This is a genomic window from Acinetobacter sp. 1125_18A, from assembly GCF_052824985.1.
The window spans coordinates 30425-54975 of record NZ_VTDG01000012.1 but is presented as its reverse complement, the minus strand read 5'-3'; the positions used below and the strand labels follow the sequence as shown (position 1 = coordinate 54975).

Below are 24551 nucleotides of genomic sequence, written 5' to 3'. Positions count from 1 at the left end.
CTAAAAACAAAACAACATGTTGCTATTTTGCCATTTCATCCCAATTACTTAAATATTAATATTCACTCATGTTAAAAAATAAAGAATTGGAGACTTGAGATGAATACTTTTTTACATCACAGCGAAAACCGTGGTCACGTAAAAATGGGTTGGTTAGACACCAAACATAGTTTTTCTTTTGGTAGTTGGTACGATCCTAAATATATGGGTGTTGGTTCTTTACGTGTAATCAATGATGATACCATTGCAGCACATAAAGGTTTTGGTACTCATCCACATGACAATATGGAAATTTTGACCTGTGTGCTCAAAGGTACCATTTCACACAAAGACAGCATGGGAAATGAACGTCATATCCATGCGGGTGAATGGCAATTGATGAGTGCGGGTACAGGTGTACAACACAGTGAAATCAACCAAGGTGATGAAGCCGTTCATATGCTACAAATTTGGGTGATTCCAAATGTTCAAGATGCTGAACCAAATTATCAACAAATTGAACGTGATCCTAAAAAATCACCTAATGAATGGCAATTGATTGTGGGGCCAAATGACAATGCGCCGATGCATATTCGTCAAGATGCTGAAATTAAAGCGGCATATTTGGAAAAAGGTCACACACTTGAAGTGAAAGCAACCCAAAAATTTAACTATGTACATGTGATCGACGGTGAAATTGATATTGCGGGTCAAGTCGTTAAAGCAGGTGATGCTTATTTATTTGACGAAGATTCAACACTCACTGCACATGAAGATAGCCAGTTTATTTGGTTTGATTTAAACAGCTAATCCTTATGCAATAAAAAACCTCCGTATGCAATATATGGAGGTTTTTTTTATGTCGAGCTTGTTGAATAAGTTAGCAGCAGTGTTTAAGCACAATAATCTTTTTTCTGATCTTTAATCAATGATAGAGCAGCATTCCAAGCGGCCTGAATAATTGGTTCAGCAGCATCACTTTCAAATTGCTTCACCGTATATTCACATATTTGCTTACTCGGATAATGCAGTTTTGAGCTACTCATGGCTTTGATCTGAACTTGACAAGCGCGTTCTAAAAAGTAAATTTCGTGAAATGCTCTTGCGATACTATTACCAGTGGCGAGCAAACCATGATTACGTAAAATCATGCAACGGTAATTGCCCAAATCCTCAACCAAACGCTCTCGCTCTGCGGTGGAAAACGCGATGCCCTCATATTCATGATAAGCAATATTATTATAAAACTTCAGTGCATGTTGCGATAAAGGCAATAAACCTTTTTCTTGTGCAGACACCGCAATCCCGTCTGCCGTATGGGTATGAATAACACAGTGAATATCATCTTTGGCATGGTGTAAGGCAGAATGAATGACGAAGCCTGCGACATTGACCATCTTCCCTTGATCATAATCGGCCACGATATTCCCTTCATGATCAATCTTCACCAAATCTGATGCTTTCATCTGATCAAATGTCACCCCATAGCGGTTAATCAGAAAATGATCAGGCTCATGCGGGACCCGTAAACTGATATGGGTATCAATCAAATCGGTCATTCTATAGTGAGCAATCAAGCGATAAAGGGCTGCCAACTGACAACGTGCTTCCCATTCAGCCTTATCAATATGCTTTGGACGTTTCATCCTAAAATCCTTTTTATTGCCAATGTATAAACATCATTACTTTTAGCGAGTGTTCAACAAATTAACAAGTTTTAATTCGTGAATGGCAACTAAAGCATCAATTTTGGGGATACAGAATATAAAAAATCCAAACCAATAATTGAATATTGATTTGGATTAAAATTATTAATTATCATGTTTTTTATTATTATTTATATTTATCAAATTATTATAATAAAGCTTTATATTTCGTTTATTCTTGTTAAAATAAAAAATTAAATTATTATTTATTTTAATTCTTCATTATTTTTATAAAACGCCTTCATTGGTTGTTATAAGAATAGATTTAAATACTGAGCTGATAGAGCAATTTTTTACCCTTAAAAGTTAAATCCTTAATAAAAACAATATCCCTATTATCTAAGTAAGAAATAGCATCATCAATTTCAATGTAGTCTTCATCAATCAACCATGAAATATCCAATTCGTTTAAATCAACCATACCGACTAAGTAAATAGCCTGATTTTTATTTTGTCGATTTTGAATATTTTTTAGAATTTCGCGTATCTTAATCCAGTCTTTCATATTTTAAATCTCATCGTGCTTACAGGTTCTATTATATTTATTGGAGAATTAAATACTAGATAGAGAAATGCCCTATGCGACAAAATTTGTCGCATAGGGCATCACTATAAAAAACCACAATATCTGTATAAATTTCATCCATAAATATGGATAAGAATTTCCCCTACAATCGCTTTAAAATTGCAATATGAAAGCTTGAATTCACGCCCTATATTCTGTTCTCGTGCTTATAGTCAAACAAGGAAAAATCACATCTGCTTGTGGCACTTCTTACAAACTCACTGCAAGCGTCCCAATTTTTGTGCATGTGATTGACCTTTGCAAAATCACGATTGCATATTTCACTCGTGTACAAACTTTTGCTCAATGAGATGTCATATGTAATCCCATTCCCCACAACCAATGAATGCCACGCTTTTCACGGTAAAATCTGCTGTTTAATCATTTGAAGTCACAATCTTATCCCTTTGCCTTAAGAAGACTGCGATAAGGACTTTTCAGCATCACTTGATTCTAGCTTGATCTCATCAGGCTGTTTTTCTCCACGATTTAAAAATAGATTTAATAAAATTGCGGCCAAAGTTGCTGTACCGATTCCACCAAGATCAAATGAACCAATATGTACACTAAAATTACCTGCTCCCATGATCAAGCTGACCGCAGCAATAATTAAGCTACTGTTTTTAGTGAAATCAATTTTGTTATCAATCCAAATCTTTGCACCAGCCACTGTGATTAAACCAAACACCACAATTGAAGCACCACCTAAAAGTGCAACAGGAATAGTACTAATTACAGCTCCAAATTTAGGTGATAAGCCCAACAAAATGGCAAAGATCCCAGCAATCACAAAGACAGTAGTTGAATAAATTTTAGTGACGGCCATAACCCCAATATTTTCAGCATAGGTGGTCATGCCTGTCCCACCAACAGAAGCTGATAAACTGGTACATACACCATCGGCAAAAAAAGCACGTCCCATATAAGGTGATAAATCACGGCCTGTCATTGCAGATACTGCTTTAAAGTGACCTAAATTTTCAGCGACCAGAATTATTGCCACGGGCGCAATTAACAGCATGGCATTGGCATTAAACGTAGGTGCAACAAAATGTGGTAGGCCTAACCATGCAGCATTGCTAATGACTGCAAAATCGATAGCTTTGCCAAAGCCCATTACATTGGCAAGGATAAAATATAAGACATATGCACAGACCAAACCCAACAACAATAATAAGCGACGCATCATGCCTCGGGTAAATACAGCAATCGCACTGATACACAGAATGGTTAGAATTGCCATCCAAGTATCAAATGAATTTGCTGAAACACTTTTAATGGTGACGGGTGCCAAATTTAGTCCAATGATCATCACAATTGCACCCGTAACAATCGGTGGCATCAACTTTTCAATCCAACCTGTTCCAGTCTTCATGACAATTAAACCAATCGCGGCATACACTAAGCCACAAGCGATGGTCCCCCCCAAAGCCAAGGCAATATTCGGATTTGATCCCACTCCAGCATAGCCTGTTGCAGCAGCGACAGCACCAATAAATGCAAAACTAGATCCGAGATAACTTGGCATTCTTCCACCTGTCATCAAGAAGAATAGAATCGTGCCAATACCCGTGATAAATATGGTTAAATTGGGATCAAAGCCCATTAGCAAAGGGGCAAGAACCGTTGCACCAAACATTGCAAAAGCATGTTGCAAGCCCAAAACAATACTTTTTCCAGCAGGTAAATATTCATCAATTTGCACAGGGGTTTGATCTAAATTTCCTGTGTATGGTTTAAATGATGTAAACCATGGTTCTTTTGTCGCCATTTTCTAATTCCCCATATTGAGAGATCAACATACATTTTGAGGTTCACAGTAACTGCGTTTGAAATATAGAAGCGCATTTAAACTTGGGTTGTGACGAATTGCTTTGACCTGACAAAACAATACATCATGACTGCCGACCACTTGACTGGATACCACTTCACAATCAAATGAAATTAGGGCGTTATCTAACACGGGAGAACCTGTCACCAGTTCACTCCATTCACCTTGTGCAAATCTCTGTTGCATTGGTGTTTTGCCACCAAAGAGATTCGACAATTCGGCTTGATTTGAACCCAATGTATTGACACATAAAACTTTATTTTCAGAAAAAGTGTGATATACCGAAGCAGCCCGATTGAGACATACCAATAAGGTTGGAGGTGAATCCGTTACACTACACACTGCAGATGCAGTAAAACCTGCCTGCCCTGCATTACCTTTGGTGGTGATCACATTGACCGCAGCACCTAGATTAGACATACCTTGTCTAAAAATAGCTTGATCGATTTCTAAATGGACATTGGCTTCACACGGCGTGTTAAACTCAATTATTTCACCAGCAAGTGCACTTTCCTGTTTGATCATTTGCATCATGACGCTCCCACCCCAATGCGCAAATGTTCATCGAGGTTAAAATTATTTTTGAAAAAAATGATTAAAACGCATAGACAAATCTAGACATGCTTTATCCCACATGTGCTACAGATGCAATTTCTACTAAGGCTTCAGGTTTAACCAGTCCGACCTGTACACAATATCGAGCGGGTTTATCATTGGGAAAATATTCAGCATAGACCACATTTACTGCGGCATAATCCGCCCAATCTTTGACAAATATTGAGTTAAAGGTAATATCATCCATTGTCCCACCTGCAGTTTCGATGACGCTTTTAATGGTTTCTAAAATATGCCGGGTTTGCCCTGCGGCATCACCGACACAGACCACATCATTATTTTCATCAAAAGCCAACGTACCTGAGACATAAACAATATTGTCTGCTTTGGTTGCTGGCACATAAGGTGCAAGAGGCTTAGCCGTACCTGCTGGGATCACAACTTGTTTCGACATTTTAAATTCCTTTATTTTTCCTGAAAGCATCTTCACCATAGACTTCAATACTAGAGAAGACACAAGACACATAGCCTGTTGAAAACCATTAAGCCGTTCGACTGAAAGTGAGGTGATTTGGCTGTGCCTGTTGAGTATTAAATGTCTTTATAAATGACGCCGTGTCAGACACCCATCCAAAAAAAGTTTGAATGTTATATAAGGCTGCCTCTTGCGCTGCTGGAGGACCCGCTTGATAACACGCATCTTTAAGCGCCACACCAAAGTATTCCAAGAAAAAACCATCTCTGAGGGTTGATTCCACACAAACATTGGTGGCAATCCCAACGAAAACTAAATTTCGGATCCCACGAGCACGTAAAATGCTGTCCAGCGCCGTATTAAAAAAGCCGCTATAGCGTGGTTTCTCGATCACAATGTCTTGAGCTTGAGGCCTTAACTCATCAATTAATGCAAAATCCCAACCCCCTTTTGCCAATAACTTGCCTTGTAAGTCAGGGTTTTTACGCATGGTTTTTAAGGCATTGGATTTATGAAAGTTAGGAGAACCTAGGCCACCTGCTTCTATATATTGCTCATCCCATCCGTTTTGGAAATAGATCACTTGGATGCCCGCGGTATGTGCTGCATCAATGCTTTTTTTAATATTGGCAACCACAGGTTGAGTGGCTGAAACATCAAAACCAGCCAAATCTAAATAACCACCAATTGAGGTATAGGCATTTTGCATATCAATCACAATAAGCGCCGTTTGTTCTGGTGCAAGCTGAATTGATTCTGGTTCTGCTTTTAAAACTCTGCCCGTTCCTGCATGTGCGGTAAAATCTGTACAGACCAGATGTTCTACAGCTTTAGCGTCATTCATCATACTCATGCGCTTTTCTCCAAAATGGGTTGAGCTGATTGATAGCTTGCAACAACCTCCTGACGGCAAGTCATCAAGGGCTGAATACGTTGTCCAAAATCCTCAACCCCTTGTATAAAATCATCAAAAGTTAAAAGAATCCCTTCAGTACCTTGAATTGTAGAAATTTGATCCAGCATCTTGGCCACATTTTCATAAGAACCGACAATTGTTCCCATATTGATATTGACGGGTGAAACACTTGAAGCCATTTGACGAATATTGGTATCTGTACCCGATGTTTGATCTTTGCCACCTTGGTTCATTAACCAATTAATCGCCTCTAGATCTGCGCCTTGGTTATAGTTCTCCCATTTCGCCATGGCGTGTTGATCTGTCTCTGCGGCAATCACCATAAACAAAACATAAGTTTGTACATCTCTTCCAGTTTGGTCGGTATGTACTTTTAAACGGTCATTGATTTCAGCGTAGGCGGTTGGTGTATTTAACCCTTTACCAAAGACAAAATTATAATCTGCATATTTTGCAGAGAACGCTAAGCCCGCATCAGACTGGCCTGCACAAATAATTTTCATATCTGCTTGTGGCATTGGCTTTACTTGGCAATCCTCCATTTGGAAGAACTCGCCTTTAAAATCAGATGCTCCAGTTGCCCAAAGCTCACGTAAAATTTCGACATATTCAGATAAATAATCATAACGTTTAGAGAAATAATCATTCCCTGGCCATAGTCCCATTTGGGTATATTCTGGTGGTTGCCATCCCGTCACAACATTTAGCCCAAAACGTCCATTTGAAATTGAATCAATCGTTGACGCCATACGTGCCACGATGGCTGGCGGCATCACCAAAGTCGCGGCTGTCGCAAAAATTTTAATTTTACTGGTGACTGCGGCCAAACCTGCCATTAATGTAAACGTTTCTAAGTTATAATCCCAAAATTCAGTTTTACCACCAAAACCACGCAGTTTAATCATGGACAATGCAAAATCAAAACCATAATGTTCTGCACGCTGTACAATCTGTTTATTTAACTCAAATGTTGGCTTATATTGCGGTGCATTTTCTGAAAGCAACCAGCCATTATTTCCAATCGGACAAAACACACCAATTTTCATAGCTAAACCTCACTGGACAAAAAATATTCTAAAAAACATCTGATCAAAAACTTAAAATTTCACTCAACTTATAATTATTAATAATGCATAGTGCATGCCACTAAATTTAATGTATTGTTTTTATTGTTAAAATTTTAATTATTATTTTTTATTTTACCTTTTGGTAAAATTTATGAATTTCTTAAGTAAAAAATTAAACTAAAATAGTGCATAAATGCATCATTTTAGATCATTGAAATTTCTAAATCGGATTTAACAAAAAATAAAAAACCGCATAAAAATGCGGTTTGATAGCATAACAATTTTCGTTTAATCAACCAGTATTTTAATAAAATAAATAACCTATTAAAAATCAAAATTAAAACCGCAATTAAAACCATAACAAAATCAATATTTATAATATTTTACAAGCACCCTCAACAGCTAATCGAAGCTATCTTGCATATATTTTTTATGACCACCATAACCAATATTAATAATCATATTTGCAGCCGTCATGTTTTTTTCTATATTTCATTTCCTAAAGAAAGCGCTGGCTTTTATCCTACTTTGGCCTCAGATGTCGTCAAAAATATAAATCGTGCAGGACAACGATTGGCAGAAGTAGGCCCCATTTTTACTACATCATAAATCTGCTCAGTGCCGATTATTTTATCTAACTAGCCATTATAGTTATGGCTGCTAAGCACAATTGATTTATATTCATATTTAGGTTCTGGTCATAAAACCTCTTCTACTAAATTTTGAATTAAAATCTGGTTGACTGTCTTACTTTCTGTTACAGAGGATGCATGTGCTCCTGTTTCCAACAGTGTTAATACCCCATGCCCCAATACTTTTTTAAGATCGATACTCTTTTGATAAGGCACTAAAAAATCATCTTTGTTGGCAATATAATACACATCCGTTTTTGCCAAAGCTGCAACATGTTCAGGTAAAATTTTAAAATTCATCAATGCATTCATACGTACCAATACATTGTTGATGGGTGGGAAATCATCGAATCCTGAATTTTCAATATCCTGAATTTTTTGAATATGTTTTGAAATATAGGCAGGCGGATATAGGAATAAAGCTTGTACCCGTATATAAGCTTCAACACCTACATTTTCTAATAAAGTAATACGTGCCTGAAAACACTTTTGTGTATGCGGATCAAGTGCATCCCAAGCATTAATAAAAGTAAGACTGGTTAATGATATATCTGTGTTCTGAACCAAGACCGCCAATTCTGCCCCTATGACCGCGCCCAAAGCATGTCCAATAAAATGGCATTGTTTGATCTGTTGTTGTTGCAGAATATCGAGAATTTGTTTTGCCATATTTTTGATTGAGTATGATGTTGGCAATGCATCAGAATCCGCATGACAACCTTCTTGATCATAAACAAGCACTTGAAAATATTGGGTTAATGTTTCAATTTGTGGTTGCCAGAATGAGGCGTGCCCGCCTAAACCTGAAGATAAAACGACAATTTCAGCATCTTGCTGAGTAACACAAGGAAAAATTCGATAGCTCATTGTTTTACCATTTTATTAATTAGTTGATTTAATAACAGCAAAAAATATGCCGAATACTTGTTATGTTTAGGTTGGTTTTTTTAAGGCTTTTGATGACCAATGTAAACGGTAGGATTTTTATCCTATCCTTTACATGCTAAACATAACATCAGCATATTTTTGACATAAAACTAAAAAGACTCTTGATAAAATGAATCTTTTATTCAAAATAATTCGATATCATAAACATAGACCTACCCATTAAAATTTGGATATTGGATTAAATCCCTTAAATGTATCTTAAAAAAAAGCAACAAGAATGTTGCTTTAAAATACAAAAGACTTTCAGCATTATCCTCATATATAGTTTCAATCAACGCATGCGTTTTAAGTTATAGGTTACCACACCCCAGATTTCAAATTCCTGCCCTTCTTCAATATAAATATTTTTAAATTCTGGATTCTCAGCTTTTAACCAAACTTTCGGTGGATCAAACTGTTTATCAATCATCAGGCGCTTCACCGTGAAATCATTATCAATACGAGCAATCACAATATCACCAGATTTTGCAGAAATACTACGATCTACAATCAAAGGATCTTCAATATCTATACCGACATCCAACATTGAAAGCGAATTTGCTTTAACAATAAAGGTAGAACTCTCATTTCGAATTAAATATTCATTCATATCCAAAGATTGTTCTATGCTATCTTGAACAGAAAATGGCACGCCAGCAGCGACTCGTTCTGTCGCAAGTGGAATCTGATAGACCTTATCATTTCTAGGCTGAATGGTCTGGATATTCATACTAGAGCTTAAATCACTGAGCTGGCCGTTTTTGAAATTTTTCAGTAACCAGTTTTTGATAAAATCTACTTGTGACTCTGGGACACGGATAACTTTGGTCGGCTCACTAAACTGTGCCTTACGCCCAGCATTGGCTCTCGCACCTCCGTGTTCAAATTCTACTTTCTTAGACATTATTTATCCTATATGCTTCATAAAAGCCTGTAAAATCAATATAGCTTGAAAAAGTTACAAATTCAAGTTGACGGCAAGTTTTTTTTGAATAACAATAACTCTATCGATCAGTTTTGATACATCTATTTGAACAAGGACGACAAAGATAATCAATATACTTATCATAAATCAATAATTTAGAATACAGACATCTTGTTAATTTATTGATATTTTTGAATAAGTTCTCTGATCCCACTTAAGCACTTAATTGATTGATTTTCTATGTGGAGACATAAAAATGGCGACTCAACGTGATGCAATTCTTGGTTATGCAGACGAACAACATGCTTACTATATTCGTTTGATTGAAGACAATAATGTGTTAGGCAGCCAGTATGGTTTATTTTGTGAAAATACCAATAGCGATATCGCTGAAAGTATCATGACCACATTATTTTTAAAGAAATCATTTTGGTTAAATGGTTCTGAATTTAGTGATATTGTTAAAGGTTTAGAACCTCTTCCACTTTAAGCTGATGCCAACATGATAAAATTGGATCTGCTTAAATATTCAACTGTAGTTTATGATTTGATATGTATTTCGTGATTAAAATGTCGTTGTATTCCCCTCGATACAACGACGATTTAATTTTCAATTGATCATGCTATTGATTGAGTTTAGATCCTTGTCATAAGTATTAAGCTTTTTAATCAAATACTCACCACCCATTATTTCTTGTTTGATTATTTCTTCTTTAATCATTCCCCGCTTTATCCATTTCTTGATTATCTTGTCCTTTCATTGAGCTTCTACTGAGCGCTTTACCAGTCACTTATAGAGATCATTGATCACTCATATTCATGAGTTGCTGAAATACTCGCATCAATCCAATCGCCTGTTTATTCATGGCACTTATTTTGCTTAATAAATATTACGTTTTTCAATAATCGTAATACTCAAGCTAAAATGAGGGCGGTAAATATGGGTTATGTCGCAAAGGAAATTGGTCAAAAGAACAAGCTATTACTAAGCTTGTGTTCTTTTCTGATCCCTATATTGCTGTGGTGTGCGGTCAGTTATTTACCTTTTATTTGGCACCCTCAAGTGCAAATTACAGATTCTGGTAGTGTCTCGTATTTTCAAGTTGGCAGCCGAGTTGAAAAAAGTGTGTTCTATAGTGAGGCACAAAATGCGGTCGATCACCATTCTGCACCACCACAAGGTATTTTAGTTAATCCCATTTACTTACCTGCACCACATGAAGTGGCTAAAGCCTTGGTCACTGCATTTACCACACCCCCAGAGCAACCAGATACACCATGGTTTCATCAAAGCTTATGGCACAGTATTAAAATCGTTTTTTCTGCTTTTTTAATCTCTTCAATTTTTGGTATTCCGCTGGGGATCCTCTGTGGTTTCTCACAAAAAATATCGCTGCTTACAGAACCTTTTGTTGAGTTTTTCCGTTATTTACCTGCACCTGCATTTGGCGCGCTTGCTGTTGCCATTCTCGGAATCAATGATGCGCCTAAGATTGCGATTATTGTAATTGGAACGCTATTTCAACAAATCCTAATTATCGCCAATACGACACGTATGGTCGATAAAGGCTTAATTGAAGCCGGCTATACCCTTGGAACCAATAAGCTTAAAAGCCTATTCAATGTAGTAATTCCTGCGGCTTTTCCAGATATTTACCGTGATTTACGTGTCTTGCTGGGCTGGGCGTGGACCTATTTGATTGTCTCTGAACTGATTGGTACGACCTCAGGTATTACATGGTTTATTACTCAACAAGCACGCTATCAAAACTTTGACAATGTCTATGCCGCGATCTTGATTATCGGCGTGATTGGGCTGGTTTGTGATGTGTTATTAATGAAATTGGGCGAGCGAATGTTCGCATGGAAAGCAGGGGCAAAATAATGAATGACTCAACTTTTAATTCAGCTGAATATTTTCAAAAAATTTATGCACGCCCTGTCATCTTAGAGGCCAAACGACTGAGCCAAGTATTTAAACATGGTAAAACTGAACGAACCGTTTTAAATCAACTGGATCTTAAAATCCATAAGCGTGAATTTATTTGTGTGATCGGTCCATCAGGCTGCGGAAAATCAACCTTAAGCCGAGTGATTGCAGGTTTAGATCCATACCATAGTGGTGAGATCTTGGTCGATGGCGAAGCTATTACAGGCCCAAGCCCTGAACGTGGCATGGTATTTCAGGGATATACCCTATTTCCTTGGAAAACGGTTAAAGAAAATGTCATGTTCGGCCCACGAATGAAAGGTGCCAGCCAAATGACTGCGGAAGCCAATGCACGGGAATGGATCAATATTATTGGCTTAGATAAATACGAAAACCAATATCCACATCAACTTTCTGGTGGAATGAAACAGCGTGTTGCCATAGCACGAGCTTTGGTCAATGAACCAAAAATCTTATTGATGGATGAACCTTTTGGTGCGCTTGACCCGCATACCCGCCAAAAGATGCAAAAACACTTAATGGATTTATGGCAAAACATTGATATCACCATTATTTTTGTCACGCATGATATGGATGAAGCCATTTTATTGGCTGATCGTATTGTTGCATTAAAAGCCAATCCCGGTGAAATTAAAGAAATTATTGAAGTAGATTTACCGCGCCCACGTTCATTAGATCTTATGGCAACACCCGCTTTTCAACATTTAAGAGCGCGAGTGGATCAGTTGGTCCATGCTCAGGAAGATGAGCTAGATCCATCACTACAAGACTTACCCAAAATACCGCGTATGACCCAAGTTAGTACGGGTAAATAAGCAGACGGATTTTTTGAGCATTTGGGACGACCCAAATCGCTGAATTCTTTGTTGGACGGCCAACCTTGGTGATATTCATGTCAAACACATATGTTTTACCGCTTGTGGACATTTCTCTACTCTCCAGCCCTGAGCTTCAAGATCGACTCACAGTCGCACACGCTTTAGATCAGGCATGTAAAGATGTTGGTTTCTTATATTTAACAGGAAAACAATTTAAACCTGAGTTATTTCAAAAGCTTTATCACACTGCCCAGCAATACTTTGCCCAAGATACTGCCATTAAGATGCAGAATTATATTGGCTTATCAGAAAATCATAGTGGTTATGTGCCGATCGGTGAAGAACGCTTTGTCGAAACAAGTTATGATCTCAAAGAGGCCTATGATGTCAATTATGATCACCAGAGCCAAGCAGATCGTCGCCCTTTGATTGGCCCAACGCAGTGGCCTGAGGACCCGATATTTAAGCAGCATGTCTCAGCCTATTATCAACATATCAAAGCGATTGGGCATGAAATTTTCCAAAGTTTTGCACTGGCACTCGGTCTAGATGAGCATTATTTTGATGCACATATTTCCAAAGCCCCCAGTCAACTTCGCCTGATTCATTATCCTTACCATCCTGAAATTCAGGATAAAGAAGGTATCGGTGCGCATACCGATTATGAATGTTTCACTTTGCTATTACCCACAGCGCCCGGATTACAAGTGCTTGATAAAACGGGGCAATGGATTGATATCCCCCTTCTTGAAAATACTTTGGTTATGAATATTGGCGATATGATGGAAATTTTATCCAATGGTCGATATTTAGCAACCAAACATCGTGTTAAAAAAGTGTCTGAAGAACGCTATTCATTCCCGTTTTTCTTCTCTTGTGATTATGACTATGTAATTCAGCCTTTACTCAAAGATCAGCCTGCACAATATGCACCTTTAAAAGGTGGTGAACATCTTTTTAATCAAACTGCACAAACCTTTCAGTATCTCAAAGAAAAAGTGGCACGGGGCGAAATTCAACTTGAAAATGCCCGCCCACTTTATTCATTTGGTTTAAGCCAAAATGAGGAGTCGAAATGAACTTATTAGAACTCTGTACTCAACTTAAGCCAACGGATGATTCAACCTGCTTATTGCCGCAATATTTATTGGGTGCTTTTCGCCGTAAGAGCATTACCTTTGCCAATGGTTTAACTGATGAAAATAGCCTGGTCTATTGGTTTCAATCCAAGACATTTACCATTGATTTACGCTTAAAAGACCCTCGATTAACACCCGTTTTAGAACGACAAGGTTGGGTTGGCGATACTCTTTGGGATGCTCAAAATCAATTACTTTCATGGCATCTCAGCAGTAATTATCAAAATCATGTGCAATGGCCCGAACCTGCAAAATTATATTCAATTGGCAATGCCATACTCGAGTTTTCACCCAGCCATGCTTATGTTGAGGATTGGCGTCAACAAGCGATACGTGGCATTTATCTTGGCTTACGTTTATTTAAAATTGAAAATACTGAGTTAAATACCAGTTATCCTGCGGATGGTGGCTTGATCCTTTGTGATCATTTTATTGCCTTTGCCAAGTCTCGACATCCCGATATACAACAGGCTTTTAAATCCGCTGAGACGTTAACAGAAGCTATTTCTCAGCAACAGATCAGTCTAGAAGCAATCCAAGACTATGAGGTTTCGATCAGTTTTGATCAACAGATCATCGAACTTAGTACCGTCACCAACAAAGTTGGAAGCAAGATTGATCTTGAAAATTTCCAACAGCTTGATCACAACACACTGGTTCAACAGCGAATTATCGATGGTGAACAGTGCCGTTTATATTTCACACTCGATGTATTTCAAGCAGATTTTTGCTTTACAACACTCACGGGCACTTCAACTGCTAGCCAAAGTTGGTTTGATCATGAAGAAAATCACCTTTTCCATCATGCAAAAATAGCCTTATAAGGAATATTTCCAAGCAATGTCTTTTTTATATTTAATCATTGCCATTGTGGCAGAAGTCATCGCGACTTCTGCCATGAAAGCATCTGATGGTTTTAGTCAGTTGTCTGCATCGATCATCACCGTGATCGGATATGCGGTTGCCATTTATTTTTTATCACTGACCATGAAAACGATTCCTGTTGGTATTACTTATGCGCTTTGGTCGGGTGCAGGTATTATTTTAGTGTCTTTAGTCGGCTTCTTTTACTACAAACAACACTTAGATTTAGCTGCAATCATCGGTTTGGTATTTATGATTATTGGAATTTTAATTATTCATCTTTTTTCAAAAAGCACAGAAATATAATCAATGGATAATCATATTTTAATGTGATTAAGCTCTATATAATATTTTTGCACCTAAAATAAAATAGCCCGAGACATGCTTAGGCTATTTTTCAAACTATCTAACTCTTTTAAAAAACGTTATTTCAACTCTTGTAACAATGTTGGATAAATCAGACCATCGACATTTTGTTCGGTTTTATAGATGCCATTTTCCACGTTGAATTTATTGACGTGATAAGACGAGCCATAGATCGAATCAAAACCATTGCCTTTGCTAAAGACTTTTTGATTGGCTTCTAAATCAAGTAAATGGGTACCATTCACCATTGTTTCGTATTGTTTTGGATCGACCCCAGAACGAATTGCCATAATTTTTACAGCATCTGCATGTGTCGCAGAATCATTGATGTATTTCACCGTCTTGTCCCACACTTGAAGGATCTTTTTCCATTCATCTTTATGTGCAGTTAAATGACTCATATTTACGGTCAGGGTGTCATAAATTAAGCCAGGTTTATCCTTCGAGGTATAAATGATTTTTGATCCAGCTACCGCTTTTAATGCCTGACTGGCTACAGGTTGCCATACCGCAATCGCTGAAACATCGGGGCTGGATAGAACTTGTGGTAATTGATTGGTGGCAGAATTAACCAATTTGATTTCATTAATTGGAATTTTTTGATCTGACATTGCTGTTGCAAGAAGCAAGTGATCGACCAGACCTTTTTCAACACCAACAGATTTACCTTTTAAATCCTGAATACTATTGATCCCATCTTTGGCAATAATCACATCATTGCCAGCAGAATAGTCCGTTGCCATAATCATCATGCCTTGGGTACCACCTGATGCCGTCACCAAGTTATCGCCATTGGTGACAAATACTGCATCTAATTGATTGGCTGAAAAGGCTGAGAGTGATGCTGAATAATCAAACCATTTAAACTCAACATTGAGACCAGCTTCTTTTAGCCAGCCTTTTTCAATCGCAACCTGCCACGCCACAAAACCCGGCCAATCACTATAGCCAATGGTGATTGGTTTTGCATTTGCTGAAGCTTGAGTACCTTCTTTCGCTTCAGGAATTTTTGCCGTGTTATCACAACCAGCGAACAACATTGCAGATAATAGTGATACTGATAATAAAGATTTATGGATCATACAGAAACTCCCCCGGTTTTCTCGCCTTTAAATTGTGTATTGATTTGATTTAGCGACTGTATATATGCACGCCTGCCATCTTTAAGTTGTAAATTACCGATTTCCAACGGCGCTGGAAGCTCTACAACGATTGACGCAAAATTTGCCAATGGAATATCCCAAACTTCAACTTTAATTGAAGTTCCTGTTGCATCACATTGCAGACCTGATCTTGGCATCCCCCTACTCCCGATTTAATCATTTTGCAGAATTGGTGGCATCACAGCATCCATCAGCTCCAGATGCCCTTTGATCACACCCTTGAGTGCTGTAAATTGTTGGCTTATATGCCAAAGCTCAGAACTTGCCCCTTGCATCAGCATGACTTGTAAGATTTTTTGTTGATCAAGTTGAATATGCAGTGAACTGATCACTTGTGTTAAAAACTGTTGTTGTAAATCAATCAGTTGATTTCGAAGTGGCATTTGTCCTGCATCATAAAGAATGGTCAAAGTGCCGACCATGACTTCATTTGCCTGTGCCTGTTCCGCAATCAGGTGTTTATTGATCATGTCAACAATCGCTTGAGAACGACTTTCGTAGTGCTGATCAACAATTTTCTGATCGAGTGCATTTAGCGTTGCTTCAGGTACAGTAATGCTGATTCGAGCCAACTTTTGTTTAGCCACAAACTTATCCTTTTACCTTGTTGACAGAAGTGTTTTGTTTGATATATACGCCTGCACGTACACTGAATAAATCTATAAAAAATGCTTTAAGCGGATGTGTTTTTTTGACTGCTGTTTTGACCTGATTCATAGCACAACTCCATCTCAGTATTACCAAATTAGGTTTTTGTATTACTGATATAACAATGCAGAAAATGTGCCAGTTTTTAACCAAGTTTTTGCTGGTTTTAGCATGTATTTATGGATGATTTTTGGGCAAAAATAAATTAAATGCACAAGCATAGCGCGAAGCGTTATATAGGTTTAACAGTAAAGCCTCTTTTATTTTAATTTTAATCGGCTAAGTCTTTCTAACTTATGACACTTGATAGGATTATGGCTGTAAAGCAAATAGAAAAAATTAAATCTATGTTTGAAACAGAAAAGGAGCATCATCACTGATGCTCCTGTGTTGATTTTTATCAGGCTACAGGTGCTAAGGTAAACAACACCTGTCCAGTCTTAACCGTCTGACCTTTTTCAATGGTGATGGCTTCCACCTTCATCCGTTCAGGTGCAACAATCGGAATTTCAATTTTCATCGCTTCAATCACCGCAAGGGTTGCACCTTCTTCAACAATATCTCCAGAAGCACATTCGATTTTCCAGATTGAACCAGGCATATGTGATTCAACTGCACAACCACCTTCGGGGATACTGACTGCTTCGCCATCATCTACAGTATCTAAACCTTCTGATACATATTCTTGTAAACCTGCAGCATGCCAACGACGGCGCTCTGCTTCAAAGTTGGCTTGTTGCGTCTGTTTAAAAGCATGAATACTGTCTTGATTTGCAGCAAGGAAATCATTGTATTCTTTAAGATTAAGCACACCCTCTTCAATACGCAGTTGCAAACGCCCTGCTTTAAAATCTTCACGCATTTGTAGTAATTCTGCTTCTGAAACCTCATAGAATTTAACCTGATCAAAGAAGCGTAATAACCACGGCTTGCCAGCTTCAAAATTGGCATTTTTACGATAACGGCTCCACATTTGTGTGGTACGTCCCACAAATTGATAGCCCCCGGGACCTTCCATACCATAAACACACATATATGCCCCACCGATACCAACAGCATTTTCTGGTGTCCAAGTTCTTGCAGGGTTATATTTTGTTGTGACCAAACGCTGACGCGGATCAAGTGGTGTGGCTACGGGCGCACCTAAATAGACATCACCCAATCCCATGACCAGATAATTGGCACTATAGACCACATCTTTTACCGCTTGCTTTGATGCTAGGCCATTGATACGACGAATAAACTCAATATTATCAGGGCACCACGGCGCATCAGGACGGACGATTTGTGTATAGCGCTCAGTCGCCAATTGGGTTTGTGAATCTTCCCATGCCAGTGGTAAATACACGGTCCGTGAAGGCACTTGCATATTGTGAATATCGGGTAGTTCCGCTTCCGCTCGTTGAAGTTTTTCCAATAGCTCAAGTTGATCGATTTGAATTGAATCAAAATGAATTTGTAATGAACGAATCCCCGGTGTCAGATCAATAATTCCATGGATATTCTGCTCTTTTACCCATTGCATCAAAGCATGAATACGGAACCGTAGATTCAAGTCTAAAACCAGATCACCATATTCAACTAATAAATAGCTATTCCCCGCAGGTCGGTAAGTCACACTCGGTAAATGTGCTTGTCCTACGCGTGTGGCTAAAACAGCATTTTCTAATGTATCATTTTCCGCGTGGAATACAGGATTAAAATTCACCTCATTTGTGTCAGAAGCGATAAGACTTTGATGATATGTGTGATCCAAGGCTTTTGCTTGCGCATAACTGACAGGAATAAATTTAACTTTATCACCTGCTTTAAGCTGACCAATTTTCCAAAGTTCAGAATGAATCACCACAGCTGGACAAACAAAGCCACCTAAGCTTGGACCATCAGGCCCTAAGATGATCGGCATGTCGCCTGTAAAATCAATCGCACCAATTGCATAAGCATTGTCATGAATATTTGACGGATGTAGACCTGCTTCACCGCCATCTTCACGTGCCCACTCAGGTTTTGGGCCAATCAAGCGAATGCCGGTACGACTCGAATTATAGTGAATCTCAAACTGGTTGCTAAAGAATCTATTAATATCGTTTTTGGTAAAGAAATCTGGTGCGCCATGCGGACCATACATCACCGCAATTTCCCAATGACGCGCAAATTTAGGGATTTGATCTGCGGCTAAACTTTTGCTTAGAGCAGATGAATATTCAGTAATCGCAAGCATATCGCCAATTAATAAATTACGCCCTGCATGCCCACCAAACTGTCCCAGAGTAAAGGTTGCTTTTGATCCTAAATATTCGGGAACATGGAAACCACCTTTGATCCCAATATAGCTTCGGCATCCAGTGCTCATTGTTCCACACTTTAACACCTGACCTTTTTTAACATTTACGGTTTGCCACATTGGAACCAGTACGCCATCCAGTTTAGATGGCATGTCGCCACCAGTAATCACAATTTGACTATCACAATGAAACTTTAAACTTGGCCCTTGTAAGGTACATTCCAATCCAGAAGTATTATATGGATTGCCTAAAAGTTGGTTGGCGACATTTAAACTTAAAGGATCAATTGCACCGGATGGCGGTACACCCACATCCCAGTACCCTAACCGACCAGTAATATCCTGAATTGCGGTTTGAATGCCTGATTGTAAAACCTCAATTTTTTGGGTTTTCCATACAAAGCTGTTTAAGAAGCGTGTGGTTTGTGTCCCTGAATTAAACACCTCACCCGCAATAATATTTTGTAGGTATTCCAGATTGGTTTCGATTCCTGCAATCTGTGTATCTGCCAGACTAGATTGCATGGCTTGAATCGCTGACCGTCGATCAGATGCCGTCACAATGATTTTGGCAAGCATAGGATCATAAAATGAAGATACATTTGAACCAGTTTCAACCCATGTTTCGACCCGTGCATTTTGATCAAATTGCACATAGGTCAGTAAGCCTGCACTGGGTTGAAATTGTTTAATCGGGTCTTCCGCATATAAACGAACTTGAATCGAATGTCCTTTTGACGCTAATTTTTCAGTGGGTGCTGACCAATCGCCACTGGCTAAAGTCACCATCCATTCAACCAGATCTACAGCATAGACTTGTTCCGTTACGCCATGCTCAACTTGTAGACGGGTATTCACCTCTAAGAAATAGAATTGCTCGGTTTCAGTATCCATCACAAACTCAACCGTACCTGCTGAACGATAATTCACAGATTGCATAAGTTGAATTGCGACAGTTTGAATATAGTCACGTTGCTCATCGGTTAAATGCGGTGCGGGTGTTTCTTCTATGACTTTTTGATTACGACGTTGTACAGAACAGTCGCGTTCTCCTAAAGCCAATACCTGCCCTTTTCCATCACCAAAAATTTGTACTTCAATATGTCGAGCATGCTGCACAAATTTTTCTAAGTACAAGCCTGCATCTTTAAAGTTGGCTTGGGCCAAATACGAAACGGTTTGATAAGCGTCTTTGAGTTCCGCTTCATCCCAAACCAAACGCATACCGATACCACCACCACCCGCAGTACTTTTTAACATCACAGGATAGCCAATACGTGCAGCTTCGGTGATTGCTTCTGGTTCGCCTGAAAGCAAAGAACTTCCCGGCAACAGTGGTACTTGGCTTTTAATCGCCAGTTCGCGGGCCGTATGTTTTAGACCAAAGTCCAGCATTTGGCTTGAGGTTGGCCCAATAAAGGCAATGCCCTGATTTTCACATAGGTCACAAAACTCTGCGTTTTCAGACAAAAAACCATAACCCGGATGGATTGCTTCAGCGCCAGTTTGCTTGGCAATTTCAAGAATTTTTTCAATATTTAAATAACTTTGTTGTGCTGGTGCAGCACCAATACAAAATGCCTCGTCGGCTAAAGTCACATGTAAAGAATCCTGATCAGCTTCTGAATAGACAGCAACAGAAGCAATGCCAAGTTTTTTTAGTGTACGAATCACACGACAAGCGATTGCACCACGATTGGCAATAAGAACTTTTTTAAACATATTTATGCTCCCATACCATTGTGTACCAGCAATTGAATTTTCGTTGGGTTATAGCCATTACATGGGTTATTTAATTGCGGACAATTTGAAATTAGTACGATTAAATCCATCTCAGCTTGAATTTCCACATATTTGCCAGCGGCAGAAATACCATCAGCAAAGGTTAAATGGCCATCCGAGCTGACAGGCACATTCATAAAGAAATTAATATTGGGGCCGATGTGCCGAACGTTTAACTGATATTTTTGTGCAATCGGATGTTTGGCTAATGCATACATAAAATTATTACGGCAACTGTGCATCGGATAGGTGTCATGTGCATAGCGAACCGTATTACTTTCACATGAACAGGCACCACCTAAGGTGTCATGACGACCGCAGTTATCATCGACAATCACTGCAATTGGGCGGCCTAAATTACTGTATAAGGTTGTCCCTTTTTCAAGGTAAACATGCTGATTAATGGCCAAAGTATCTGTTGCGCTATAACGTTCTGCTGGGTTTTCTGCTGAGATAAATAAGGTATCGACGGCTTGATTGCCTTCTAAATCAACAATACGGAAATATTGGCCTTTTTTTACTTCGCCCATCCATGCTTCACCCGCAGGACAAACTTCATTTAACAAGGCTTGATCTAAAATAGGCTTTTCGATTGAAGTTAAAATGCTCATGATGATTGTCCTTAAATGCGTGTGTTACTAGATGAACTCAGCGCGTAATAACGCTGGTTATTGTCAAATGCACGTTGATTTTGCGGACATGAGTCTCGACAAATATCGTTTTCCGTTAAGGGCAATGCGGTAAAAAGACCCATTTCTATATCAGCGGGAGCATATTGCGCTGAATGATCTAAACCATGCGGTGCAGCCGATAAGAATACAAAACAATCCATTTCAAAACGCAGTTCAATGATTTGCCCAGTATTGTCTGAGCCAATATAAGACAATGCACCCACATCATCTGGGGTCACTTTTGAAAATAAATTCACTGTTGCGCTGAGATCAATTTGTCCAAGTGAATATTTACTCATTTCAACCAGCAAACCATCTAAACCATTTTGAATCATTTGATTTCGGGCATCTTGGAATGTCTTTATTCCAAAAATAGCTTGGATTTGTTCTGGACGACTTGGACCACACAAAGCGTCATTCCAGCCATGATCATCATAAATAATTGAGGCCATAACCCGCCCCAAATCGGAATACAACACATGACCTTGGGTTAAAAAAGCAGTATGTTGCCCTTTTAAACTATCAGGCATATTAAAACGCTCAAGTCGATCATGGGCATTCACACAAAATAAAGAGACATTGGCATCGGCAGATAAAGCTTTAAATTGAAGTACGCTTCCTTTGGGAATGCGACCTGACCAGTGATGTCCACCGGGTAATTTTTCAGACCAAATGACCTGTTGATCATGATAATTTGTCGTATGCATAGCCACTCCTGTTCGGATAGTTTATTGACTTCCTCCCGGGCTTTTATCCCTCCGTGTAGTTCTTTCGAACCGCGAACTCTCGGTCCAGACATACTCTTTTAGACAAGTATCGGAACCCTAGATCACTTTTTATAATTTTATTTGATGCAAAGGATGTGCCAATTGAGTATTACGTTTTTAGGCTTTAGTAATACTAATTTTGTGCGATAAGAGTGCATTTCAGGACATAGAAAGCAAAAATGAGTTATTAATGGGCTAAAAAATAGCGATGTGCTAAATAAAAACCCGTTCTAAATAAAACAATCTCTAATTGAAAGCCATCTCTAATAAAATCCTTTTTAAAAAAACGTGTCAAAGAAACAACACGGCGCAAAAATATTTAGGCTCGTCGATAGATTGACTTAGGGCATGGCAAACCTTACGCTGCAAACAAAGCCATGCTTTGTTTTTGCTCATATTCAGCTTAAGAAGATAATTCAGGTATAGCAAAACACACGATAAAAAACACGCGCTCATTTAGGCCAAAACCAGCCTGAGTCAGCGCGTGTTAAAATGATTCATAGTACTCAGCAAGCAGGTGCTACAGGATGACTCATTAATAATGCATTTTAGTAATACGTTGCTCTTTTTTTCGAGAATTTATCCAATTGCTTAAGAAAGCCATCAAAATAATCTTTTTCTTTTTCTTCTACACGATAACCTGCATATAAGGTTCGACGTAAACCTTCAGGCGCAACACAATCTAAACGGCGAGAAACCACCCAGCCCTTTTGCTCATATTCATTAACCACCCAATCAGGCAGTGCTGCGATACCATGACCACTTGCCACAAGTTGAATCAACATTTGGGTTAAGTCTGTGGTGCGAATATGTTTTGGCTGAATATTGGCAGGAATAAATAATCTAGACATGATATCCAGCCGATGCTTATCCACTGGATAGGTCACCAAGGTTTCTTCCGCCAACTCTTGCACCGTAATTTCTTTCATTCGTGCTAAAGGATGCGTGATTGAGAGCACCAATCGCGATTCATATTCAAAAATTGGAAAATACTCTACCCCTTTTAGCGCAATTGGATCTGCTGTAATTAACAAATCAAATTCACCGGTTTGTAATAACTCATGCGGATTGGCTTCAAATCCTGAGGCAAAATCCAAATCTACATCTGGGTATTGCTGACGATACTGATTCAGCAATGGCATAAGCCAATCAAAACAACTGTGGCATTCAGAAGAGAAAACGATTCGTCCCGTTTGCCCATGCACAATACGGGTAATATCAGACTGGGCAATTTGCACTTGTGGCAAAATATCATCAGCAAGTTTCAGTAATCGTTGACCAACATTAGAAAAACTCACAGGGCGTGAGCGGCGATTCACCACTTCGACACCAAACCATTGATCTAACTCTCGAAGCTGGTGTGATAAAGCAGAAGGCGTTAAACACAAATCTCCTGCTGCTGCAACCAATGAACCATGTTCACGTAAAGCAGTAAGTGTTTTTAGATGTCGAAGTTCTAACATTCCGTCATTACCAAATTAATATGTTAAAGGTGATCTGGCTATAGCATAACGGATTGATGATGTTTATGTTTAATTATTTTCACTTCAATTTCAATTTTGTTATTTTTATTCACTTTTAAATGATACGCAAAATATTGAAGATGCTCTTACTCATCCATACAATTAAATCACTCCATTTTTGAATGAATAAATTGTACAGTTGAATACTTCATCTATACACCTATATAAGTTTCTTGTGAATGAACTAAATCTAGTGATTTAAAATATCATCCTTAAAAACTTTCAGCATAGACTGAAAACATTTCAGTGAATTCAAGCACCACAAGACGTTAAAACTTCTAGAATAGAAGATTATTCATTTTTTATATTGTTTAACATGACTCTGGAACGCCAAAAGCTCACACTCCCCCAAGGCCACGACAAATTGTTGCTGCATTCATGTTGCGCGCCGTGCTCAGGCGAAGTCATGGAAACCTTAATTGAATCAGACATCGACTTTTCAATTTTTTTCTATAATCCAAATATTCATCCAGTCAAAGAATATTTAATTCGCAAAGAAGAAAATATTCGCTTTGCTGAGAAGCATAATATTCCATTTATTGACTGTGACTACGATACAGACAATTGGTTTGAACGTGCCAAAGGTATGGAAAATGAGCCTGAAAAAGGTATCCGCTGTACCATGTGTTTCGATATGCGTTTTGAGAGAACCGCACTCTACGCACACGAACATGGATTTAGTTTAATCAGCAGCTCATTGGGCATATCGCGTTGGAAAGATATGCAACAAATTAACGGCTGTGGAATCCGAGCTGCCGCACATTATCCACAAATTGAATATTGGGATTATAACTGGCGTAAAAGTGGCGGTGCACATCGTATGATCGAGATCAGCAAACGTGAAGAATTTTACCAACAAGAATACTGTGGCTGTGTTTATTCACTGCGAGATACCAATCGCTGGCGTATGAAAAACGGTCGTAACCGAATCAAATTAGGTGAAAAGTTTTATACCAATGCGATGGACGAGGAAAATTAATTTATTCAAACTCGTCCC

23 protein-coding genes, 3 pseudogenes and 1 riboswitch are annotated in these 24551 nt (G+C 38.6%); of the genes and pseudogenes, 8 read left to right on the top strand and 18 right to left on the bottom strand.

Annotation, left to right across the window (positions count from 1 at the left end):
* The first annotated feature begins 99 nt into the window (after nucleotides 1-99).
* Nucleotides 100-789 carry a pirin family protein gene (locus tag FY049_RS17775; RefSeq protein WP_151956756.1) on the top strand — a complete coding sequence of 230 codons (690 nt, stop codon included), beginning with the start codon at nucleotides 100-102 and terminating at the stop codon, nucleotides 787-789.
* An 83-nt stretch (nucleotides 790-872) separates the two neighbouring features.
* On the opposite strand, the gene FY049_RS17770 is transcribed toward FY049_RS17775, so the two are convergent.
* The 10 genes and pseudogenes from FY049_RS17770 to FY049_RS17725 form a co-directional block, all read right to left on the bottom strand.
* Complete coding sequence (locus FY049_RS17770; RefSeq protein WP_056517856.1) at nucleotides 873-1625, bottom strand: class II aldolase/adducin family protein; 753 nt, start codon at nucleotides 1623-1625, stop codon at nucleotides 873-875.
* Between the two features lie 325 nt (nucleotides 1626-1950).
* A complete protein-coding gene (locus FY049_RS17765) occupies nucleotides 1951-2190 on the bottom strand; it encodes a hypothetical protein (RefSeq protein ID WP_004724636.1) in 240 nt (79 codons plus the stop codon).
* A 472-nt stretch (nucleotides 2191-2662) separates the two neighbouring features.
* Nucleotides 2663-4021: a pyrimidine utilization transport protein G gene (rutG, locus tag FY049_RS17760; RefSeq protein ID WP_056517858.1), complete on the bottom strand. Its 1359-nt coding sequence runs from the start codon at nucleotides 4019-4021 to the stop codon at nucleotides 2663-2665.
* A 24-nt stretch (nucleotides 4022-4045) separates the two neighbouring features.
* A pseudogene (gene rutF, locus FY049_RS17755) lies at nucleotides 4046-4525 on the bottom strand (NADH-dependent FMN reductase RutF); the annotation flags it as partial.
* 181 nt (nucleotides 4526-4706) lie between these two features.
* A complete protein-coding gene (rutC, locus tag FY049_RS17750) occupies nucleotides 4707-5090 on the bottom strand; it encodes a pyrimidine utilization protein C (RefSeq protein WP_209827044.1) in 384 nt (127 codons plus the stop codon).
* Nucleotides 5091-5178: 88 nt separating this feature from the next.
* The gene (gene rutB / locus FY049_RS17745; RefSeq protein WP_446084125.1) at nucleotides 5179-5955 is read right to left on the bottom strand and encodes a pyrimidine utilization protein B; all 777 of its coding nucleotides are present in this window, start codon (nucleotides 5953-5955) and stop codon (nucleotides 5179-5181) included.
* Between the two features lie 5 nt (nucleotides 5956-5960).
* The gene (gene rutA / locus FY049_RS17740) at nucleotides 5961-7073 is read right to left on the bottom strand and encodes a pyrimidine utilization protein A (RefSeq protein ID WP_151956753.1); all 1113 of its coding nucleotides are present in this window, start codon (nucleotides 7071-7073) and stop codon (nucleotides 5961-5963) included.
* 542 nt (nucleotides 7074-7615) lie between these two features.
* A pseudogene (locus FY049_RS17735) lies at nucleotides 7616-7708 on the bottom strand (malonic semialdehyde reductase); the annotation flags it as partial.
* Between the two features lie 84 nt (nucleotides 7709-7792).
* Entirely contained in the window at nucleotides 7793-8593 is an 801-nt protein-coding gene (gene rutD, locus FY049_RS17730) for a pyrimidine utilization protein D (RefSeq protein WP_105714093.1), read from the bottom strand.
* A 352-nt stretch (nucleotides 8594-8945) separates the two neighbouring features.
* A complete protein-coding gene (locus tag FY049_RS17725) occupies nucleotides 8946-9557 on the bottom strand; it encodes a LexA family protein (RefSeq protein WP_419305822.1) in 612 nt (203 codons plus the stop codon).
* Nucleotides 9558-9834: 277 nt separating this feature from the next.
* Between FY049_RS17725 and FY049_RS17720 the strand changes: the two genes are divergently transcribed.
* The 6 genes from FY049_RS17720 (at nucleotide 9835) to FY049_RS17695 (ending at nucleotide 14656) form a co-directional block, all read left to right on the top strand.
* Nucleotides 9835-10068, top strand: a complete 234-nt coding sequence (locus FY049_RS17720; protein WP_004724652.1) for a hypothetical protein — start codon at nucleotides 9835-9837, stop codon at nucleotides 10066-10068.
* A 450-nt stretch (nucleotides 10069-10518) separates the two neighbouring features.
* Nucleotides 10519-11463, top strand: a complete 945-nt coding sequence (locus FY049_RS17715; RefSeq protein ID WP_004724654.1) for an ABC transporter permease — start codon at nucleotides 10519-10521, stop codon at nucleotides 11461-11463.
* Entirely contained in the window at nucleotides 11463-12344 is an 882-nt protein-coding gene (locus FY049_RS17710) for an ABC transporter ATP-binding protein (RefSeq protein ID WP_004724656.1), read from the top strand. Before FY049_RS17715 ends, FY049_RS17710 begins: the two co-directional genes overlap by 1 nt.
* Before the next feature lie 77 nt (nucleotides 12345-12421).
* The gene (locus FY049_RS17705; RefSeq protein ID WP_105714092.1) at nucleotides 12422-13426 is read left to right on the top strand and encodes an isopenicillin N synthase family dioxygenase; all 1005 of its coding nucleotides are present in this window, start codon (nucleotides 12422-12424) and stop codon (nucleotides 13424-13426) included.
* Nucleotides 13423-14310, top strand: a complete 888-nt coding sequence (locus tag FY049_RS17700) for a hypothetical protein (RefSeq protein WP_154130471.1) — start codon at nucleotides 13423-13425, stop codon at nucleotides 14308-14310. Before FY049_RS17705 ends, FY049_RS17700 begins: the two co-directional genes overlap by 4 nt.
* A 16-nt stretch (nucleotides 14311-14326) precedes the next feature.
* Nucleotides 14327-14656 carry a DMT family transporter gene (locus FY049_RS17695; RefSeq protein WP_004724663.1) on the top strand — a complete coding sequence of 110 codons (330 nt, stop codon included), beginning with the start codon at nucleotides 14327-14329 and terminating at the stop codon, nucleotides 14654-14656.
* Between the two features lie 119 nt (nucleotides 14657-14775).
* Here the strand turns inward: FY049_RS17695 and FY049_RS17690 are convergent, their stop codons facing one another.
* From FY049_RS17690 to FY049_RS17655, 8 genes and pseudogenes are all read right to left on the bottom strand, one after another.
* A complete protein-coding gene (locus FY049_RS17690) occupies nucleotides 14776-15798 on the bottom strand; it encodes an ABC transporter substrate-binding protein (protein WP_446084087.1) in 1023 nt (340 codons plus the stop codon).
* Nucleotides 15795-16013, bottom strand: a pseudogene (locus FY049_RS17685) (allophanate hydrolase-related protein); the annotation flags it as partial. The pseudogene FY049_RS17685 and the gene FY049_RS17690, both read right to left, overlap by 4 nt.
* An 18-nt stretch (nucleotides 16014-16031) precedes the next feature.
* Complete coding sequence (locus FY049_RS17680) at nucleotides 16032-16466, bottom strand: CopG family ribbon-helix-helix protein (RefSeq protein WP_056517878.1); 435 nt, start codon at nucleotides 16464-16466, stop codon at nucleotides 16032-16034.
* 4 nt (nucleotides 16467-16470) lie between these two features.
* The gene (locus FY049_RS17675) at nucleotides 16471-16596 is read right to left on the bottom strand and encodes a hypothetical protein (RefSeq protein ID WP_264753257.1); all 126 of its coding nucleotides are present in this window, start codon (nucleotides 16594-16596) and stop codon (nucleotides 16471-16473) included.
* Between the two features lie 331 nt (nucleotides 16597-16927).
* Nucleotides 16928-20533 (bottom strand): urea carboxylase, encoded by a 3606-nt coding sequence (gene uca, locus FY049_RS17670; RefSeq protein ID WP_446084086.1) that lies wholly within the window; start codon nucleotides 20531-20533, stop codon nucleotides 16928-16930.
* Nucleotides 20534-20535: 2 nt separating this feature from the next.
* Nucleotides 20536-21204 carry an urea amidolyase associated protein UAAP2 gene (locus tag FY049_RS17665; protein WP_446084085.1) on the bottom strand — a complete coding sequence of 223 codons (669 nt, stop codon included), beginning with the start codon at nucleotides 21202-21204 and terminating at the stop codon, nucleotides 20536-20538.
* A gap of 11 nt (nucleotides 21205-21215) precedes the next feature.
* A complete protein-coding gene (locus tag FY049_RS17660; RefSeq protein WP_446084084.1) occupies nucleotides 21216-21971 on the bottom strand; it encodes an urea amidolyase associated protein UAAP1 in 756 nt (251 codons plus the stop codon).
* 30 nt (nucleotides 21972-22001) lie between these two features.
* A riboswitch (guanidine-I (ykkC/yxkD leader) is annotated at nucleotides 22002-22103 on the bottom strand.
* Between the two features lie 476 nt (nucleotides 22104-22579).
* Nucleotides 22580-23494: a LysR family transcriptional regulator gene (locus tag FY049_RS17655; RefSeq protein WP_004724679.1), complete on the bottom strand. Its 915-nt coding sequence runs from the start codon at nucleotides 23492-23494 to the stop codon at nucleotides 22580-22582.
* A gap of 376 nt (nucleotides 23495-23870) precedes the next feature.
* Here FY049_RS17655 and FY049_RS17650 point away from each other — a divergent pair, with 376 nt between their 5' ends.
* Nucleotides 23871-24533 carry an epoxyqueuosine reductase QueH gene (locus tag FY049_RS17650; RefSeq protein WP_446084083.1) on the top strand — a complete coding sequence of 221 codons (663 nt, stop codon included), beginning with the start codon at nucleotides 23871-23873 and terminating at the stop codon, nucleotides 24531-24533.
* The last annotated feature ends 18 nt before the right edge of the window (nucleotides 24534-24551 follow it).

Coding starts and splice junctions, on each gene's coding strand:
- FY049_RS17775 (WP_151956756.1), top strand. CDS start 100: ATGAATACTTTTTTACATCACAGCGAAAACCGTGGTCACGTAAAAATG.
- FY049_RS17770 (WP_056517856.1), bottom strand. CDS start 1,625: ATGAAACGTCCAAAGCATATTGATAAGGCTGAATGGGAAGCACGTTGT.
- FY049_RS17765 (WP_004724636.1), bottom strand. CDS start 2,190: ATGAAAGACTGGATTAAGATACGCGAAATTCTAAAAAATATTCAAAAT.
- rutG (WP_056517858.1), bottom strand. CDS start 4,021: ATGGCGACAAAAGAACCATGGTTTACATCATTTAAACCATACACAGGA.
- rutC (WP_209827044.1), bottom strand. CDS start 5,090: ATGTCGAAACAAGTTGTGATCCCAGCAGGTACGGCTAAGCCTCTTGCA.
- rutB (WP_446084125.1), bottom strand. CDS start 5,955: ATGAATGACGCTAAAGCTGTAGAACATCTGGTCTGTACAGATTTTACC.
- rutA (WP_151956753.1), bottom strand. CDS start 7,073: ATGAAAATTGGTGTGTTTTGTCCGATTGGAAATAATGGCTGGTTGCTT.
- rutD (WP_105714093.1), bottom strand. CDS start 8,593: ATGAGCTATCGAATTTTTCCTTGTGTTACTCAGCAAGATGCTGAAATT.
- FY049_RS17725 (WP_419305822.1), bottom strand. CDS start 9,557: ATGTCTAAGAAAGTAGAATTTGAACACGGAGGTGCGAGAGCCAATGCT.
- FY049_RS17720 (WP_004724652.1), top strand. CDS start 9,835: ATGGCGACTCAACGTGATGCAATTCTTGGTTATGCAGACGAACAACAT.
- FY049_RS17715 (WP_004724654.1), top strand. CDS start 10,519: ATGGGTTATGTCGCAAAGGAAATTGGTCAAAAGAACAAGCTATTACTA.
- FY049_RS17710 (WP_004724656.1), top strand. CDS start 11,463: ATGAATGACTCAACTTTTAATTCAGCTGAATATTTTCAAAAAATTTAT.
- FY049_RS17705 (WP_105714092.1), top strand. CDS start 12,422: ATGTCAAACACATATGTTTTACCGCTTGTGGACATTTCTCTACTCTCC.
- FY049_RS17700 (WP_154130471.1), top strand. CDS start 13,423: ATGAACTTATTAGAACTCTGTACTCAACTTAAGCCAACGGATGATTCA.
- FY049_RS17695 (WP_004724663.1), top strand. CDS start 14,327: ATGTCTTTTTTATATTTAATCATTGCCATTGTGGCAGAAGTCATCGCG.
- FY049_RS17690 (WP_446084087.1), bottom strand. CDS start 15,798: ATGATCCATAAATCTTTATTATCAGTATCACTATTATCTGCAATGTTG.
- FY049_RS17675 (WP_264753257.1), bottom strand. CDS start 16,596: ATGAATCAGGTCAAAACAGCAGTCAAAAAAACACATCCGCTTAAAGCA.
- uca (WP_446084086.1), bottom strand. CDS start 20,533: ATGTTTAAAAAAGTTCTTATTGCCAATCGTGGTGCAATCGCTTGTCGT.
- FY049_RS17665 (WP_446084085.1), bottom strand. CDS start 21,204: ATGAGCATTTTAACTTCAATCGAAAAGCCTATTTTAGATCAAGCCTTG.
- FY049_RS17660 (WP_446084084.1), bottom strand. CDS start 21,971: ATGCATACGACAAATTATCATGATCAACAGGTCATTTGGTCTGAAAAA.
- FY049_RS17655 (WP_004724679.1), bottom strand. CDS start 23,494: ATGTTAGAACTTCGACATCTAAAAACACTTACTGCTTTACGTGAACAT.
- FY049_RS17650 (WP_446084083.1), top strand. CDS start 23,871: ATGACTCTGGAACGCCAAAAGCTCACACTCCCCCAAGGCCACGACAAA.